General features: G+C 67.7%; 17 protein-coding genes. 4 read left to right on the top strand and 13 right to left on the bottom strand.

Annotated features, from left to right (window positions below; genetic code table 11):
• The first annotated feature begins 22 nt into the window (after positions 1-22).
• Both nbrcactino_RS05175 and mscL read left to right on the top strand, forming a co-directional pair.
• Positions 23-679: an SAF domain-containing protein gene (locus nbrcactino_RS05175; RefSeq protein ID WP_161926392.1), complete on the top strand. Its 657-nt coding sequence runs from the start codon at positions 23-25 to the stop codon at positions 677-679.
• A 159-nt stretch (positions 680-838) separates the two neighbouring features.
• Positions 839-1,651: a large conductance mechanosensitive channel protein MscL gene (gene mscL / locus nbrcactino_RS05170; RefSeq protein ID WP_161926391.1), complete on the top strand. Its 813-nt coding sequence runs from the start codon at positions 839-841 to the stop codon at positions 1,649-1,651.
• Positions 1,652-1,709: 58 nt separating this feature from the next.
• Here mscL and nbrcactino_RS05165 read toward each other — a convergent pair whose 3' ends face one another.
• The 10 genes from nbrcactino_RS05165 to nbrcactino_RS05120 all read right to left on the bottom strand — a co-directional run bounded on the left by nbrcactino_RS05165 (position 1,710) and on the right by nbrcactino_RS05120 (position 12,282).
• Positions 1,710-2,201 (bottom strand): hypothetical protein, encoded by a 492-nt coding sequence (locus nbrcactino_RS05165; protein WP_161926390.1) that lies wholly within the window; start codon positions 2,199-2,201, stop codon positions 1,710-1,712.
• On the bottom strand, positions 2,198-4,111 hold the full coding sequence (locus tag nbrcactino_RS05160; RefSeq protein WP_161926389.1) for an ABC transporter ATP-binding protein: 1,914 nt from the start codon (positions 4,109-4,111) through the stop codon (positions 2,198-2,200). The genes nbrcactino_RS05165 and nbrcactino_RS05160 overlap by 4 nt, the downstream gene beginning before the upstream one ends.
• A 480-nt stretch (positions 4,112-4,591) precedes the next feature.
• Complete coding sequence (locus nbrcactino_RS05155) at positions 4,592-5,278, bottom strand: MspA family porin (protein ID WP_161926388.1); 687 nt, start codon at positions 5,276-5,278, stop codon at positions 4,592-4,594.
• A gap of 21 nt (positions 5,279-5,299) precedes the next feature.
• Positions 5,300-5,962 (bottom strand): MspA family porin, encoded by a 663-nt coding sequence (locus nbrcactino_RS05150; RefSeq protein WP_161926387.1) that lies wholly within the window; start codon positions 5,960-5,962, stop codon positions 5,300-5,302.
• 285 nt (positions 5,963-6,247) lie between these two features.
• On the bottom strand, positions 6,248-6,811 hold the full coding sequence (locus nbrcactino_RS05145; protein WP_161926386.1) for a MogA/MoaB family molybdenum cofactor biosynthesis protein: 564 nt from the start codon (positions 6,809-6,811) through the stop codon (positions 6,248-6,250).
• 24 nt (positions 6,812-6,835) lie between these two features.
• Positions 6,836-8,233 carry a S1C family serine protease gene (locus nbrcactino_RS05140; protein WP_228460686.1) on the bottom strand — a complete coding sequence of 466 codons (1,398 nt, stop codon included), beginning with the start codon at positions 8,231-8,233 and terminating at the stop codon, positions 6,836-6,838.
• A 73-nt stretch (positions 8,234-8,306) separates the two neighbouring features.
• Positions 8,307-9,725: a HAMP domain-containing sensor histidine kinase gene (locus nbrcactino_RS05135; RefSeq protein ID WP_161927599.1), complete on the bottom strand. Its 1,419-nt coding sequence runs from the start codon at positions 9,723-9,725 to the stop codon at positions 8,307-8,309.
• 62 nt (positions 9,726-9,787) lie between these two features.
• Positions 9,788-10,471: a response regulator transcription factor gene (locus tag nbrcactino_RS05130; RefSeq protein ID WP_161926385.1), complete on the bottom strand. Its 684-nt coding sequence runs from the start codon at positions 10,469-10,471 to the stop codon at positions 9,788-9,790.
• Between the two features lie 48 nt (positions 10,472-10,519).
• Positions 10,520-11,293, bottom strand: a complete 774-nt coding sequence (locus nbrcactino_RS05125; protein WP_161926384.1) for a hypothetical protein — start codon at positions 11,291-11,293, stop codon at positions 10,520-10,522.
• 104 nt (positions 11,294-11,397) lie between these two features.
• The gene (locus tag nbrcactino_RS05120) at positions 11,398-12,282 is read right to left on the bottom strand and encodes a DUF2189 domain-containing protein (RefSeq protein WP_161926383.1); all 885 of its coding nucleotides are present in this window, start codon (positions 12,280-12,282) and stop codon (positions 11,398-11,400) included.
• A gap of 219 nt (positions 12,283-12,501) precedes the next feature.
• Here nbrcactino_RS05120 and nbrcactino_RS05115 point away from each other — a divergent pair, with 219 nt between their 5' ends.
• Positions 12,502-13,275, top strand: coding sequence for an SDR family oxidoreductase (locus tag nbrcactino_RS05115; protein WP_161926382.1), 774 nt, complete (start codon positions 12,502-12,504; stop codon positions 13,273-13,275).
• 72 nt (positions 13,276-13,347) lie between these two features.
• On the opposite strand, the gene rpmF is transcribed toward nbrcactino_RS05115, so the two are convergent.
• The 3 genes from rpmF to nbrcactino_RS05100 form a co-directional block, all read right to left on the bottom strand.
• Positions 13,348-13,521 carry a 50S ribosomal protein L32 gene (gene rpmF / locus nbrcactino_RS05110; protein WP_161926381.1) on the bottom strand — a complete coding sequence of 58 codons (174 nt, stop codon included), beginning with the start codon at positions 13,519-13,521 and terminating at the stop codon, positions 13,348-13,350.
• A 120-nt stretch (positions 13,522-13,641) separates the two neighbouring features.
• The gene (locus nbrcactino_RS05105; protein ID WP_161926380.1) at positions 13,642-14,241 is read right to left on the bottom strand and encodes a DUF4190 domain-containing protein; all 600 of its coding nucleotides are present in this window, start codon (positions 14,239-14,241) and stop codon (positions 13,642-13,644) included.
• A gap of 48 nt (positions 14,242-14,289) precedes the next feature.
• Positions 14,290-14,928 carry a DUF4190 domain-containing protein gene (locus nbrcactino_RS05100; RefSeq protein ID WP_161926379.1) on the bottom strand — a complete coding sequence of 213 codons (639 nt, stop codon included), beginning with the start codon at positions 14,926-14,928 and terminating at the stop codon, positions 14,290-14,292.
• Positions 14,929-15,035: 107 nt separating this feature from the next.
• Here nbrcactino_RS05100 and nbrcactino_RS05095 point away from each other — a divergent pair, with 107 nt between their 5' ends.
• Positions 15,036-15,980, top strand: a complete 945-nt coding sequence (locus nbrcactino_RS05095) for an AEC family transporter (RefSeq protein ID WP_161926378.1) — start codon at positions 15,036-15,038, stop codon at positions 15,978-15,980.
• Positions 15,981-16,021: the final 41 nt, after the last annotated feature.

The raw sequence follows: 16,021 nt of genomic DNA, 5'->3' as shown, positions 1-16,021 counted from the left end.
CCGGGCGGCATACCCTTCGCCCATGTTCCGCCGTGTTTCCACCCCTGACCTGGCGCCCCGCCTGCGCGATCGGGCCCGCCGGTGGCTGCGGCCCGGTTGGGCGCGGTCGATGCTCGTCCGCCGCAGCCTGGCCGGGCTGCTGCTCCTCGGCGCCGCGGTATCCGTGCTGGTCGACCACCGGCAGGCCCCCGGGACGGCGGTGATCGTCGCCGCCCGCGACCTGCGGCCCGGCACCCGTCTCACCCCCGCCGATGTCACCGTCCGACGGATCCCCGACGACGCCGTGCCCGACGGCGCGCTGATCCTCTCGTCCGACGCGCGCGGCCGCACCGTCACCGGCGCCGTGCGCCGCAACGAGATCCTCACCGATTCCCGACTGCTCGGTTCCCGCCTACCGCAGCGTTTGACCGACGACGCCGGCGCCCGCCTCGTCCCGATCCACCTCGCCGACACCGGCACCGCCCGACTCCTCGAGCCCGGCGACCTCGTCGACGTCCTGACCAAGCCGGGCGACGGTCCGCCCGTCATTCTGGCCACCGGGGCGATTGTCGCCCTGGGAACGGGCCAATCCGCGCGCGCCGGGGCCGATGCCCCGGTCCTGCTGGCCCTGGGCGCCGCGGCGGCGCACCGGGTGGCGGCCGCCGGGCTGACCAGCGCGCTCACCGTTGTCATTCATTGACAATGTTGCATCGGAAATGTCTCAGAATGCATACAACTCCCTTTCGGTGAGGTGACGCGACCGCTTATGCCGTGGTTTTGCCAATCGCTGCACTACTATTCCCCTCGACTGCCCCATCACTATCCAATCCTGCTGCGTCAACACCGAGGAGGGCTCGCAGTGCTCAAGGGATTCAAAGAATTCATTCTTCGCGGCAATGTCGTCGAATTGGCCACCGCGGTCATCATCGGTGCCGCATTCACCAAGATCGTCGAAGCATTCACCGACAAGATCCTGCAACCGCTGATCAATTCGATCCCCGGCGGCGATCCGTCCAAGGCTGCCGAAGGACTCGGATTCTGTGTGGGTGATTGCCGCTACGCCAATCCGAACAATGCCAATCCGGTCGAGGCCCTCAACTACATCGACCTCACCGCGGTGATCACCGCGGCGATCAACTTCTTGATCGTCGCCGCCGTTGTCTACTTCCTCATCGTGCTGCCCTACAACAAGTTGTCCGATCTGTTCACGGCCGACAAGGAGGACGAGGACACCGAAGTTTCGCTGCTGACCGAGATCCGCAACCTGATGGATCCCGAGGCTGCGGAACGGGCCAAAGAGGCCAAGGCCGAGCCGGTCGTCGCACCGTACGAGCAGGAGCTGCCCCCACCGCCCGCCCCGGCACCCCTTGCCGGCGGTGAACCGCTGATCCGGCCGAGCGCCAGCAACCCGCCGTCGGGTGCGATCCCCCGCTGGGAGCAGACCACCTACCAGACCGGTGCCCAGCGGCCCGTCTCGGGCGGTGGCTACCCGACCGGGTCGCAGCCGCCGGTCTCCGGCGGGGGCTACCCGCCCGCCGGCTCGGGCTACCAGGGCTCGACGGCCACCCCACCGCCGGGATATACCCCGGGCGAGGACTACCAGCCGCCGCCGTTCCCCGGCCAGGGTGGCACCGATTACCCGGGCGACTACCCCGGACGCCACTCTCGCTGAGAGACAACATGAATCGGGCCCGCCATCGTTTGTCGACGGCGGGCCCGATTCGTTGTGGTCAGCTCCAGTTCTTGGGAATCCGGAACGGCCCGAAGTAGTAGTAGAAGCGGTAGTCACGAGGCGCGGGGCCGTGCCCGTGACCACGATCGGGCCGGTGCTGGTGACGATCCTGGCGCGGACGGTCGTGCCGGTGGCGGTCCCGCCGGTCGCGATCCTGGCGCAGACCATCCCTCCGGTCGCGATCCTGGCGGGGCCGATCGTGGCCGTTCCGGTCGCGCGATCCCCGTTCGGAGCGCTGATCGCCCGACTGCCCCGACCGGTTCCGGTCACCGCCCTGCTGTCGGTCACCGCCCTGCTGTCGGTCACCGCCCTGCTGCCCCGCGCCGCCGCGGTCACCCGATCCCCGATCCCCGCCCTGCTGGCCGCCACCGCCCTGCTGGCTGTTACCGCCGCCGTTGTCGGGTACGGCCTGGGCTGCGCCGGCCCCGGCCAACACGCCGGCCGCCAAGATCGGAGCGGCCACCGCCGCGATCAACTTGTGCTTCTTCATCGGACTCCTCCAGTCGTCGGTACCATTTCCACGACGCGGGACGCCTGCGCGGCGAGCTCGGCGTCGTGGGTGATCAGGATCGTGGTGCGTGATCGCGCCAGACGTAGCATGGGCTCGAGCACGCGTTCGGTGGTCGCGGCATCCAACCCGGTTGTCGGCTCGTCGAGGATCAACACCGGCGTATCGCGCAGGAAAGCCCGCGCCAAGGCTATCCGCTGGCGCTGCCCACCAGAGAGATTCGCCCCGGCGTCGCGTAATTGCGTGTCATACCCGTCGGGCAGGCTGACGATGAAGTCGTGTGCGTCGGCGGCCTTGGCCGCGGCGATGATTTCCTCGCGGCTGGCCTCCGGGCAGGAGAACGTGATGTTGTCGGCGATCGTGCCCCGGTACATCGCGATCCGCTGCGGCAGCAGCGTGATGTGGCTGCGCACATCCTGCAGTCGTTGGGTGGACAGGTCGGTGCCATCGATACGCACCTGTCCCGAATCCGGGTCGTAGAAACGCAACAGCAGGTGCGTCACCGTGGTCTTCCCGGTCCCGCTGGGACCCATCAACGAGACGAACTCGCCGGCCCCGATATCGAGGGAGAAGTCGTCGAACACCCGGGTACCCGAGTCCGGATAGGTGAAGTCGACCTGGTCGAAGACCACCGGAACCCCACCGGTGGTGTGAACCGGCAGCGGCTCGGGCACCGGCAACGGCGAGGTCGGATCGGTGTCGATGTCGTCGTCGGCGATAGCGATGGGTTCGTCGAGGACCTGGGCCACGCGCTCACCGCTGGCGGTGGCCGTCGTGATCGACACCGCCAACCCGCCCAGGGCCTGGATCTGCGGGTAGAGCTGGCCGAGGTAGCCGGTCAGCGCAATCAACCCGCCCAACGTGGTCCGATCGGTGGAAATCATCCATGCACCGATCACCAGGACTCCGAGCATGACCAAGAGCTCCACCAGGCCCACGGCCTGGCTGTACAGCTCGCCGGCCTTGATCTCGGTGATGCGGGCCCGCATCCACTCCAGCGACTGGGCCCGGACCCGGCGCCGGTCGGCCGGGCCCTGGTTGTCGGCCTGGATGGCCAGCGAGTTGTCGACACCCTCGGCGACCATCGCGCTGATCTTGCCGTTGGCGATCCGTTCGCGGCGCGACACCCGTTTGAGCACGATGCCGAACCAGCGGGACACCAGGGCCAAGACGGGGGCCAACGCGAAGGCGATCAATGCCAGCTCCCACTGCGCCAAGAGCGCCGCGGTCGCGTAGACGATCACCGAGATGATCGCGAGACTGGCGTCGACGACGGCCGAGGACACCAGGTGCTCGGTGGACTCGACGTCGCCACTGTGGCGGGCGATGAGATCACCCGACGGGTACTTGCGGCGCACGTGCGGGGCGAGTTGTTGGGTGCGCTCGTAGAGGTCGTCGCGGACCCGGGTGACCATGCGCTCGGCGACCACGCCGGTGATCACGTCGCCGAAATAGGAGGACAGCGCACCGAGCGCGGTGACTCCGACCCAGGCCAGCATCGGCTTGACGAGGGCGTGGAGATCGCCGGTGACCAGGACATTGTCGACGATATACGCGAACAACGCGATGGTGACGACATTGGCCAGCAGGTCGACCAGCTGCAGGATGATGCCGAGGACCAGTCGGCCGTACAGCCCGTGCATGTAGGGCCGGAACCGCTTGATCGCCGCCAACACGTGCAGCGGCGAGGCGGGCGGCACCAACATCGCATCGGGCAGCGGCTCGCCGTCGCGCTGCTGCCACCGCTCGACATCCCAATCGCCCTCCCCGGCATCCGCCTCGTCGAGGTCGAGACCGTCGAACTCGGTGCCGTCGGACCAGTCGTACTCCTCGTCGGTCCTGCGCGCGGAGTTAGCGCGCCCGAGCGAGAAGAACATGCGATTGCGAGCCATCTGATCCTCTGGTCAATGGATGGGAAGGGAGCCTCCCCCGACTATCCAAGCGTAGATAAGAACCGACCACCGGAGAAGCAGGGAGTCTTCTCCGGTGGTCGGGGACAAGCTCTGACGTCTACAGAGCCGTGTGCGGCTGGGGAGACCCGGTGTCAGGAGCCCCAGAAGCCGTAGGGGCGACGCGGGCCGTAGTGGCGGCGCGGGCCGTAGTAGCCGCGCGGGCCGCCGTAGTAGCGGCGGGGCGGCGGGCCGTAGTGGCCGCGCGGGCCTCCGCGGTGAGGGCCCCGGCCGTAACGATCGACGTTGAACTTCAACGATCGACGTTGAACTTCAAGGTGATCCCTTTCGAATTGCCCCGACTGATCGATTCAGCAGCGCTGAACACCTCTTCAACCTAGCGAGGGGATTCTTCGAAACGCCAGGGGTTACAGACCCCTGTAGGGCAACCCACAGCGGCCTCCCAGGAAGGCCGATCCGGGACTATCCGAGGCTGAAGGGCTTGCCCCAGACCACGACCTGCGAGCGCACCGTCTCGGTCTCCACCTCGATGGTGAAACGCGCACGCGCCGAGGCGTAACCGCCGCACCCGTTGAGCCGGAAGGCCTCCTGGCTGAACGCGACTCCGCCGCGGTTGCCGCGGAAGGTGAACCGGTTGACGTTGTAGTCGCGGTAGTTGGTGTACACACCCGACGTGGTCTGGATGATGGGCACCCAGCCCGCCTGGCCGGGGCCGAGGTGCAGGGTCGTACCGGTGTTGGCAACACCGGCCGGAGCAGTCTGGTTGTAGGCCATACCGGTGGAATCCAGGCCGCTCGAGTTGCCGCTGCTCATGCCGGCGATGTTGACCTGGCAGCCCACGACATAACCGCCATAGATGGTGCCCCCCTGAGCCCCGCCGCCGACGTTCGCGACGATCTTGCCCGAGACCCAAACCTCGCGACTGGTCTGGATGTTGGCGACGTTGCCGGGGTGGTAGCGCACCGCCTCGTCGTAGAGGGTGGCTTTCACGGTGGTGCCGTCGACGAGTTTGCGGGCGACCTTGCCGCCCGGTAGCCGCTTGGCGTCGGCGCTGGGCGCGGTGGCCGCCGCACCGGTGATCGCCACCGCCGCCGCGGCGACGAGCACTGCGACGCGGCGAACCGCGGAGGTCTGGGTGGGCACGGTCATCTCAGGTGTCCTTTGTGCGGGTCAGCCGAGGCTGAACGGCTTGCCGTAGAGGGTGGTCTGGATCGCGCCGCTGTCGCCGCCGACCGTGCCGCGGTCGGTGCTGTAGTTATCCGCGGCGAGGACCTTGATGAAGGAGCGGGCCTGGGCGAACCCGGCGCAGCCCTGCACGGCGATCTCGACGCCGGAGAGTTGGATGCTCACGACCTTCTTGTAGAAGTTCTTGTCCAGCGCCTGCACCACCTGGATCTGGCCGGGAGCCAGCGGGAAGGACAGGTTGCCGCCGAGCAGGGGTAGCGGCACCGGCAGACCGCCAGAACCCGGCGACCCGTACAGCCCACCGGAGATACCCATGTCCAGCCCGCCGACGTTGACCTGGCAGCCGACGAGGTAACCGACCTGCACGTTGCCGCCGCCGCGGTTGATTCGGGCGGTGTAGATGCCCGACACACGAGCGGAACGCACCATGCCGTTGTTGGCCGGGCTCGGTTGGGTGTGGGCATATTCCGAGGTGCGCTTGAGGGTGACGACCTGCCCGTCGATCCCGGTCGACTTCTTGCCGCCGTCCGGCAACCGAAGGGCATGCGCCCCGCCCGCACCCAAGCCGGACAGCCCGACCGCGGCAACGGTGGCGACGACAGCGGCACCGACTGCCTGTCGGCGCAACGACGTAAAGGTCGTCCTCATCTGTTTCCCTTCGTGCACAAACACAAAACTCGTCGAAACGGTACCACTGTGCGGCTTCTCACAAAGCACCGATGCAGTTCAGTGCAGGTTCAACCGTGATGGGGCGGCCGATTCTGCTCGTACCACTCACGGGAATGCCCACCGCCCGTTCCAGCCGACCCGCGCTCATCGGAGGTCGTCGCAGGCAGGTCGTCGCCGAAGACCTCGTCGAGGCGGCGCCGCCGTCGCCACCGCGGCTCGGCGGAGTCGGCCTCGGACTCGGACTCTCCGGCAGCGTCCTCGGGGTCAGAATTCACTGATGTCGGCGATCACGTGATGGGCGAGCATCGTGATGGTCGCCATCCCGTCGCGCACCGCGGCACGGGAATCGGCCAGATTGACCACCAACGTCTGGCCGGAGATCCCGGCCAGGCCGCGCGACAACCCGGCGTCGGTGGCCCCGGCGGCCAACCCCGACGAGCGGACCGCCTCTTCAATACCCGGCAGCCGTCGGTCCAGCAGCGGCTCGGTGGCCTCGGGGGCGACGTCGCGGGCCCGCACCCCGACACCGCCGACGGAGATGACCACGTCGACACCACCGATCACCGCGGTGTTGAGTGCGTTGCGGATCTCCACCTCGTCGCCGGACACGACGACGGTGGCATCGACGTGAAAGTCGGCTTCGGCCAACAGTTCTCCGACCAGCGCACCCAAACCGCCGGAGTCCGAGTGATCATCGGCGACCACGACCACGAGTGCGCGGGCCAGCAACTCGGCCCGGTCCTCGCCGTCCGTCGCCGACAGCTCTCGGGCGGCCGCGTCGGCCACCGAGTCGTCGCGGGTGGTTTCATCGAACGCCGAGGTGGCCATCGGTCTCCTTGTCAGGGTCGAAGATCAGTTCGTCAGGGTCTTGAGTTTCACGGTCGTCGTCACCGGGCGGCCGTTCTTCGTGTACTGCACCTCGACGGTATCCCCCGGCGCGAATGACCGCACTGCCGCCACCAAGTCGTCGGCGCCGGTGATCACGCGGCCGCCGAACTTGTGGATCACCGCCCCGTCGGGAATGTTGGCCGCGGCGGCCGCACCACCGGGCACGACCTTGGTGACCCGCGCACCGGACTGGGTGGGATCGGTCGCCGACGCCGGGCCGACCGAGACGCCCAGACTCGGATGCTCCGCCTTACCGCTCTTGCGCAGCTGGTTGGCGATGCGCATCGCCTGGTCGATCGGGATGGCGAAACCGAGACCGATGCTGCCCGATGCGCGCGCGTTGCCGTTGGCGTCGCGCCCGCCGACCGTCGCGATCGCGGTGTTGATGCCGATCAATGCGCCGCGCGCGTTCACCAGCGGACCGCCCGAGTTGCCCGGGTTGATCGCGGCGTCGGTCTGGATGGCATCGATCACGGCGGTGTTGTCCCCGATGCGCGACGTCGACACCGGGCGGTTGAGCGCCGAGATGATCCCCGTCGTCACCGTTCCGGCCAAGCCGAGCGGCGAACCGATGGCGATGACGTCCTGGCCGACCGCCAGGTTCTTCGACGAGCCCACGGTGATCGGCTTGAGGCCGCTCTGGTTGCGGACCTGGATGACGGCGATGTCGGAAATCGGGTCCGCCCCGCGCAACTCCGCAGGGGCCCGGGTTCCGTCGTGGAAGATCACGGTGATGGTGGGCCGGGCGTTGGCCGTCTTGGAGCTGGCGGCGGTGACCACGTGGTTGTTGGTCATGATCGTGCCGTCGGCGTCGAGGACCACACCCGATCCTTCGCCTTCCTGGTTGCCCAGGCGGACCGCGATCGACACCACCGACGGCAGGACCCGTGCCGCGACGTCCTGGACGCTGCCCGCGGGAGCCGGGACCGAGTCTTTGGGCTGACCGTCGCCGTGGCGGTCGCCACCGACCGACGGCGGTTGGGCATCGCCGTTGTCGAGGTTCGCGCCGACGACTCCGCCGATGCCGCCGGATGCCAGCGCCAAGGCGATCGCCCCGGTCACCACGGCCGTCTTCTTCCCCACGCCCCGGTTGGGCTTGGCGGTCGGGGTGATGTTGTGTTCCCCGCCGGGCCCGCCCACCGGGCCGGGCGCGGCCGGCGCGTCGGCATAGGGGGTCGTCGGGACCGCGCCGTACGTCGCGTACGGGGACGTCGACGGTTGTGTCGTTGCGGCCGTGGGTTGGTCACCGGGCACGGCGAAGGGCGACGTCGGCGGGCGGCCGGGGACCTGGCCGCTCACCGACTCGTCGTCGGGAGTGCGCGGCATCTGCCACGGCGAGTTGTCGTTGGGGGGTTGCGTCACTGCGCTTCCTCACTGTCCTGTCCGGCCACCGCCGGGCCCACACACCATGCACCCCGAGCGGGGTGCTTCCACATTACTGACGAACGACCACCGGCGTGGGTTCCACCGGTATTGGATGACCCGGAAGGGTCATGATGATCAACGCGCCGCCCATGTCCGACTGGCCCGCGGTCACCGTGCCGCCGATCCGCTCGACGACCTGGCGCACGATCGCCAACCCCAACCCGGAGCCGGGCATCGACCGCGCCGTCGGCGCCCGGTAGAACCGCTCGAAGACCAGTTCCCGGTCCTCGGCGGGAATACCCGGCCCCGCGTCGGCGACGGTCAGCACTGCAACGCTCACCCCGGTCTGGCGCAGGCGGACGGTGACGCGGTGCCCTCCCGGCGACCATTTCGCCGCGTTGTCCAGGACGTTGAGCACCGCACGCGAGAGGCCGGCCGATTCGCCGAACACGTACCAACTGTCGCCCTCCACGTCGAATTCGACGTCGTTACGGCGCCGCCGGACGCGTTCGAGGCTGCGGTCGATGATGTCGAGCATGTCGATCTCTTCGTGCACGACCAGCGGCGCCTCTTCCCGCGACAGGTCGACCAGGTCGCCCACCAGCGTCGACAACTCTTCGATCTGCGCGACGATGTCGCTGCGGAGCTCGATCATGTCGGCCAGCGGCACCGCCGGGGCACCGGGCTCGGCCGAGGCGATGAGGAGTTCGACGTTGGTGCGCAACGACGTCAACGGGGTCTTGAGTTCGTGTCCCGCGTCGGCGACGAGTCGCGCCTGCTTCTCTCTCGAACTCGCCAGCGCCGCAAGCATCGTGTTGAACGATTCGGTCAGCCGGGCGAGCTCGTCGTTGCCGGTGACCGGGATCGGGTCGAGGACCTCCGTTCGGGCCACGCGTTCGGCCGCCCTGGTCAGTCGTGCCACCGGGCGCAGCCCCGTGCGCGCCACCGTCGTCCCGGCCAGGGCCGCCAGCGCCACGCCGCCACCGCCGACGACGAGGAGCACCCAGGCGAGTCGTTTGAGGACACGCTCGGTGTGCAGCAGGCTCTGCGACATGATGATGCTGTATCCGCGGTCGAGTTTGCGGGCCAGGACCCGCTGGTCACCGATCGTCCGCAGGCTCTGGGGGTGCTGGCCCGGACCGGCGGTACCGCGCACGATCTGCCGTTCGGGTGCCTCGAACGGCACCGACCCGACGAGGAAGGTCTGGCCGTCGGGCCGGATCAGGGCCACCGAGATATTCGTCGAGAACACCGCGCCGGACACCACCCGCTGCGGGTCGCCGCGCAACGCGCCGGTGCGCGACAGAGCCAGCATGCCGTCCGCGCGGCTCTCCAGCTGCCGGTCGACCTCGTTGTACATCGCCCGGTAGACGACGAAATAGGCGGCCGCGGCCATCAGCGAGACCGAGACCGCGACGACGGTGGCCGACAACAGGGCGACGCGGGTGGTCAACGACGCCGAGCGGGTCAGCGCGAACGGCTCCCGCATCTCGCGGTGCGCGACTTCCTCCCGGTGGCGCTCCGACCACCGGCGCACATCAGTCCAGAGACTCAGGGCGGTGTCTCCCGCAGCACGTATCCCACCCCGCGCACGGTGTGGATGAGCCGAGCCTCGCCGTCGGCCTCGGTCTTGCGACGCAGGTAGCCGACGTACACCTCGAGGGCGTTGCCCGAGGTGGGAAAGTCGTAGCCCCACACCTCCTCGAGGATCCGGCTGCGGGAAAGCACGCGCCGCGGGTTGGCCATCAACATCTCGAGCAGCGCGAACTCGGTCCGGGTGAGGCTGATCGCACGCTCACCGCGGGTGACGTCGCGGGTCACCGGGTCCAGGCGCAGGTCTTCGAACTCCAGCGCCTCGGAATCCTCCTCGTCGGGGGTCGCCCGGCGCAACAGCGCCCGCAACCGCGCCAGGAGTTCTTCGAGCGCAAACGGCTTGGCCAGGTAGTCGTCGGCACCGGCGTCGAGGCCGGCGACCCGCTCGGAGACCGAGTCCCGCGCGGTGAGGACGAGGATCGGCAGGTCGTCGCCGGCCGACCGCAGGCGCCGACAGACCTCCAGACCGTCCATCCGGGGCATCATGACGTCGAGGAGCAGGACGTCGGGCCGCTGCGCGACCACCTTTTCCAAGGCCTCCAGGCCGTCGCCCGCGGTTTCCACGGCGTAGCCGTTGAAGGTCAGCGACCTGCGCAACGACTCGCGCACCGCACGGTCGTCGTCCACCACCAGAATCCGCATGGTTAATTCTTAGCGCAGTACGCCTGAGATTTGTCGAAGGCCGACCGATCAGACCGCGACCGATTGTCCCGAGAAGCGGCGGTAGGCGAAGACGGTCAACAGTTGCACGAACGGGGTCGCGAGCACGCCTATCACCATGGTGAGGGCGGTCACCACCAGGAAGAGCACGAAAGCGTCGCCGAGATGGCCGCGCACCAGTGAGACGCTCGTCTTCATCGCCTCGATCGCCCCGACGCCTTTGTCCACCACCACCATGACCGCATAGGCGAGGAAGAACGACACGATGATCCCGCCCACGCAGAACACCACCGAGCCGGCGAGGACCGCCAGAGTCTGGAGAAGGACGAGGGCGAAAACGGTCCCGAAGTACCGGGGGCGCAGGAAGGAACTGGTCGTCGTCGGGACGCCGTTGGCGATGTCGATGAGGCCACCGGTGTAAGCGCTGGCGAAATACGCCGAGACGCCGACGTAGGCCAGTATCCCCAATACGAGTAACACGATGCCGACCGCGATTCCCGCGCCTTCGCTGTCACTCGCACTGCCCATCAGGACCACGAATCCGACGATCGTGAACAGCATGGCGACCGTGCTGAGCGCCATCAGCACCAGCACGCCGACGAACAGGCCGGCGACGTTGTCGGTGAACTTGCGCCATGCCCACCGTGCTCCGGTGTCCAGGCTGTACGGCACCGTGTTCGGGTCCACTGGAACCGGCCGGTACCCGCCGGGCGGGGGCGGGAAGGCGCCGGGCGGCGGCGGATACGCACCGGGCGGCGGCGGGAAGGCGCCCGGCGGCGGCGTGGGGATTTGCGGTTCAGTCACGGCGTCGACCCTACGGCGCGCCCGGTCGGCCGGCGACTCGGGTGGGTCGAACAATCAGGCCCCCGCCGAGAACGGCGGGGGCCCGATTGATGATGCGGCGGGTGCTACTGCGTCGCGGGTGCGACGAAGCCACCGGTCAGCTTGCGCCATGCGTAGGCGGTCAGCAGACCGGCCACCGGACCGGCGACCAGCAACCCGATAGCGCAAATCGCGCCACCGATCGCCAAGGCGATGCTGACGACCAACCAGGTCAGGATGGCCGGACCGAAGTTCTCCTTGACCAGGTTGAAGCTCGCCCCGAGACCGGCGGTACCGCTGATATTGCGGTCGACGACGGCGACGACGGTGAAGAACAGGAAGATCGCGGCGATCAGGCCCGGCAAGACGCACAGGGCATAGCCGATACCGATGATGATGCCGCTGAGCAGCGTCGCGATGATCACGTTGCCGACGTTGCGCGGCTGGAAGAACGAGCCGACGCTGACCTGCTGGCCATCGGTGATCTGCAGGATCCCGTTCCAGAAGGACGACAGGACATAGCCCCCCACGACGAGGGTCACGAGGTATCCGATGATCCAGACGGCGAAGGTGCCCGCGCCGAAGCTGACGGTCGTCGTGCCGTAGACCGTCTCCTTGTCGGCGAGTGCGAAACCGATGCCGTAGAAGATGCCGTAGACGACGCCGACGATGATCAGGTAGATCAGCGTGGCGATGATCAACGGTCCGGCGTTCTTACCGAACTTGTTGAACGCCCAGCTGAATCCGTCGCCAATGTTGTACGGCTGGCCCGCTGCCGGGCCCTGCGGGTAAGCACCGCCGGGAGGCGGCGGCGGGTAGGAACCCGGCGCTCCCGGAGGCGGCGGCGGGTAGGCGCCCGGCTGCTGTCCGGCCGCCGGCGGGTACGCGCCCGGCTGCTGTCCGGCCGGCGGGTAGCCCGGCTGGCCCGGGTTGTTCGGTTGCTGGCCCGGATCGATGGGCGGTTGAGTCATTTAAGGGGCTCCCCAAATCGTTTTGATAGATGGAACAGGCAGAAACTACCAATATCGACCCGTCCGCGCACGCCATAAGGCGCAATCGTGATCCCCTTGAATGAAACTCGCGGTGCTCGGTGGTGCGACCCGGTCGCAACTTACCGGCGGGTAATGAGAGAATGGGGCCGGCGCGTCACGCGCCACACGATCCCCGCGCAATCGGAAAGCAGGCAGAGAATGCCATCAATCTTCATCTCCGGCGGAGCCGCCGGAATCGGGTTGGCCACCGCAACGCGCTTTGCGCGCGAAGGCTGGACCGTCGGCGTCTACGACGTCAACACCGAGGCCCTGGAAGCCGTTCGGGCCGAGCATCCCGACTTCATCACCGGCACCCTCGACGTCCGCAAGGCACAAGGCTGGGCCGACGCCCTCGCCGACTTCACGTCGCACACTGACGGCAAGCTCGACGTGCTCGACAACAACGCCGGCATCCTCGTCGGCGGGCGCCTCGACTCGATCACCGCCGAGGCGGTGCAGGCGCAGATCGACATCGACGTCCTCGGCGTCACGCTGGGCGCACAGGCCGCCTTCCCCTACCTCCGGGACACCCCCGGGTCGCACCTGGTCAATATCGCGTCGGCCTCGGCCATTTACGGTCAGCCCGACATCGCCACCTACTCGGCGGCGAAGTTCTACGTCGCCGGGTTGACCGAGGCGCTGGAGTTGGAGTGGCAGCGCGACGACATCCGCGTGGTGGCCATCTGGCCGCTCTGGGCCAAGACCGCGCTCGCCGACGCCGACACCAAGTCGGCGAAGACCCTGGGCATCCGGATCACCCCGGAGGAGATCGCCGACCGGGTGTGGACCTCGGTCCACCCGAATGCCGCGGACAAGTTGATCCACCGCACCCACTACTCGGTGGGCGTGCAGACCACGGTGCTCAACAATGCCAGCAAGGTGGTGCCGAACTTCGTGTCCCGCCTGGTGAACAAGGCGATCGCACAGAACTGATCGCCGGCCGGTTGTACCGACGCCGAAAAGGGGCGCCCGCATCGCGGGCGCCCCTTTTCGGTCTGAGCCGGACTAGCGGCGGTCGATGTCGATCAGGCCGAGCTCGGCGGCCTTCACGAGACGACGGGGAAGCCGCTGCGGCACCCCGTTGACCTTGACTTCCTGCAAAGCCGGGTTGTCCGCCTTCCACTGCGAACGACGGCTGTGGGTGTTGGCCCGCGACATGCGGCGCTTCGGTACGGCCATGGGTCTGCCCTTCTTTCCTTCAAGTTCTCTGGTGTGCGCCTGCGTCCCGGTTCGGCACCGGTGGGCGCGCAACCCGACCAGAATACAGTCCCGGCACCGCCAGGACCAAAACGAGCCCCGCTACACCCCGGCGGCCAAGCCGATGATGAGCATCACCACATAGGCGACGATGATCAGGGTCGTGATGGCGCCGAGCACGATGCCGGCAATCGCCATGCCCCGGTTACTACCGCCGTCCACCCCGTCGCGATTCATGTTGCGCAGGCTCATGATGCCGAGAATCAGGCCGATCGGCCCGGGGATACAGCACATCAGCCCCAGGACCCCGCAGATCAGTGCGGCGACGGCCAAACCGTCGGTTCCCGAGCCGGGTGCCGCGTACGCGGGATACCCGTATGCGTTCGCGTACGGATCGGGCTGCCCGACCGGGTATCCGGGTTGGGGGTATCCCGGCTGTGCGTAGCCGGGCTGCACATACCCCGGTTGCGCGTAACCCGATTGGGGTGCCGGGTACCCCGGTGGCGGAGTGGAGCTGCTCGCCGGATCGACATACCCGGTTTCGGTGCCCGGCACCGACGGAGGGGCCGGTACCTCGGGTGGAACAGGGTCCGTCGGCGGAACCGGGGATGCCGGCTTGTTCAGGTTCACCGACGACCATTCGTCGGCGTCGGAGGCGCCGAACTGGCCTTCGCCCGCGGTTCCGTCGTTCGGTTCAGTCATTGATGTCTCCGGTTTCTGCTTGCGGAATGTGACGTCTGCGCTGTGGGATCAGCCGGAAACCGAGGCAACGATGAGCACCACGATGACCACGATGGACCCGAGCAACTGAAGGCTGCCCAAAACGAGGCCGACGATGGCCATGACTTTGCTACCGCCATCCGACGTGCCTCCCGGAGAGTTGTTGATCTGCTTGAGCGCGACGGCACCGAGAATCAGTGCGATCGTCCCGGTGATGACACCGCTGAAGACGAAACAGATCGTGAGAACGAAACCGACGAGGCCCACGATCAGCGCGGCAATCGCCATGCCGTTGGTCGACGACCTGGTCGGATAGGCGGCGCCGTAGCCCGAGTAGGCCGGTGTCCCGTACGCGGACCCGTAGGCCGCTGCGTATTGGTCCGGAGCGGGGGCATAGGAAGCCGGGGCGCCGTATTGGGCGGGTTGCGGTTCAACGGGCGGGTAGGAGGCCTGCTGCTGCGGACTGCCGGCGGGATACCCCTGGGCCGGGTAGCTCTGCTGATCGGAGTAGTAGACGGCCTCGGCCGGCGTCTGCACAACCCCCGCGGCGGCATCGCCGGGGATCGGCACCGATGCCGTCGCGGCGTCGTCTTTGGTGAGGCTGATCGGCTGTGGCGCGGCGGCCGCAGTGGAGTTCGCCGACTCTTCCGGTGTCTCTGAGGTGGTCACTGGTGTCCTTGTACAGCAGGGTGCATTTCTCAAAAAACTACCGTAAACCGGCATCTGGTGCCGATCGGCGTCGGTTCAACGATCACCGCCGCACTAGGCTGTTCGGAGTGTCCGGCGTCGTTTCAGGTTTCACCGTCATCTTCTTGGTGATCGGTATCGGACTCGCAATCGGGCGCCTCGGCACGTTGGGATCGGGTGCCACCGAGGTCTTGTCGCGATTGGTCTTCTTCGTCTGCACCCCGGCGCTGTTGTTCCACGCCCTGGTCACCAGCGACTTGCGCGCCGTCTTCTCTTCCACGCTGGTGATCGCCGGCGGCACTGCGCTGACCATCGGACTCGTCTATGTCGTCATCGCCCGGCTCTGGTTGCGCCGAGACACCGGCGAACTGGTGATCGGCGCGCTGTCCTCCTCATACGTCAACAGCGTCAACCTCGGCGTGCCGATCGCGATGTACGTCCTCGACGACCGGTCGTTCATCGCTCCTCTGCTGCTGTTCCAGATCCTCATCTACTCGCCCATCGCCTTGGTGGCGCTCGACATGTCGAGTGCGCAAACCTCGGGTCGACGGGTGTGGCGCGACGCCATCGTGGCACCGCTGACCAATCCGATCCTGTTGGGCGGCGTGGCGGGCATGGCGGTATCGGCTCTCGGCTGGCATCCACCGCAGGCGATCCTCGACCCGTTCCGGATGCTCGGCGACGCCTCGGTCCCGTTGGCACTGCTGGTCTTCGGGCTGTCCCTCGCCGCGGGCCGCAGCGGTTCCGCAGATCCGCAGGGGTCCGGCGACCCGCGTCTGGATGTCGCGCTCGCCTCCGTGCTGAAGATGGCGGCCATGCCCGCGCTGGCCTACGCGGTTTCCCGGTGGGGTTTCGGTCTCACCGGGCACCACTTGTTCGCCCAGGTCGTCATCGCCGCATTGCCGACGGCACAGAACGTCTTCGTCTACGCGCTGCGATATCAGCGCGGCCAGACCGTTGCTCGCGATTCGGCTCTGGTGACGACGATTCTGGCGATTCCGCTTATCACAATTATTGCGATTACGCTTGGTTGATCAGACCTTCTTCAGCCGAACGAACGAATAATATGCACGGC

Origin of the sequence: Gordonia crocea (assembly GCF_009932435.1) — a bacterium.
In the GTDB taxonomy this organism is placed as follows: domain Bacteria; phylum Actinomycetota; class Actinomycetes; order Mycobacteriales; family Mycobacteriaceae; genus Gordonia; species Gordonia crocea.
This window is presented reverse-complemented; position numbering and strand designations above follow the sequence as displayed.

Coding starts and splice junctions, on each gene's coding strand:
- nbrcactino_RS05150 (WP_161926387.1), bottom strand. CDS start 5,962: ATGAGGACGACCTTTACGTCGTTGCGCCGACAGGCAGTCGGTGCCGCT.
- nbrcactino_RS05145 (WP_161926386.1), bottom strand. CDS start 6,811: ATGGCCACCTCGGCGTTCGATGAAACCACCCGCGACGACTCGGTGGCC.
- nbrcactino_RS05115 (WP_161926382.1), top strand. CDS start 12,502: ATGCCATCAATCTTCATCTCCGGCGGAGCCGCCGGAATCGGGTTGGCC.
- nbrcactino_RS05135 (WP_161927599.1), bottom strand. CDS start 9,725: ATGCGGGAGCCGTTCGCGCTGACCCGCTCGGCGTCGTTGACCACCCGC.
- nbrcactino_RS05120 (WP_161926383.1), bottom strand. CDS start 12,282: ATGACTCAACCGCCCATCGATCCGGGCCAGCAACCGAACAACCCGGGC.
- nbrcactino_RS05165 (WP_161926390.1), bottom strand. CDS start 2,201: ATGAAGAAGCACAAGTTGATCGCGGCGGTGGCCGCTCCGATCTTGGCG.
- nbrcactino_RS05160 (WP_161926389.1), bottom strand. CDS start 4,111: ATGGCTCGCAATCGCATGTTCTTCTCGCTCGGGCGCGCTAACTCCGCG.
- nbrcactino_RS05175 (WP_161926392.1), top strand. CDS start 23: ATGTTCCGCCGTGTTTCCACCCCTGACCTGGCGCCCCGCCTGCGCGAT.
- nbrcactino_RS05130 (WP_161926385.1), bottom strand. CDS start 10,471: ATGCGGATTCTGGTGGTGGACGACGACCGTGCGGTGCGCGAGTCGTTG.
- nbrcactino_RS05105 (WP_161926380.1), bottom strand. CDS start 14,241: ATGACTGAACCGAACGACGGAACCGCGGGCGAAGGCCAGTTCGGCGCC.
- nbrcactino_RS05155 (WP_161926388.1), bottom strand. CDS start 5,278: ATGACCGTGCCCACCCAGACCTCCGCGGTTCGCCGCGTCGCAGTGCTC.
- rpmF (WP_161926381.1), bottom strand. CDS start 13,521: ATGGCCGTACCGAAGCGCCGCATGTCGCGGGCCAACACCCACAGCCGT.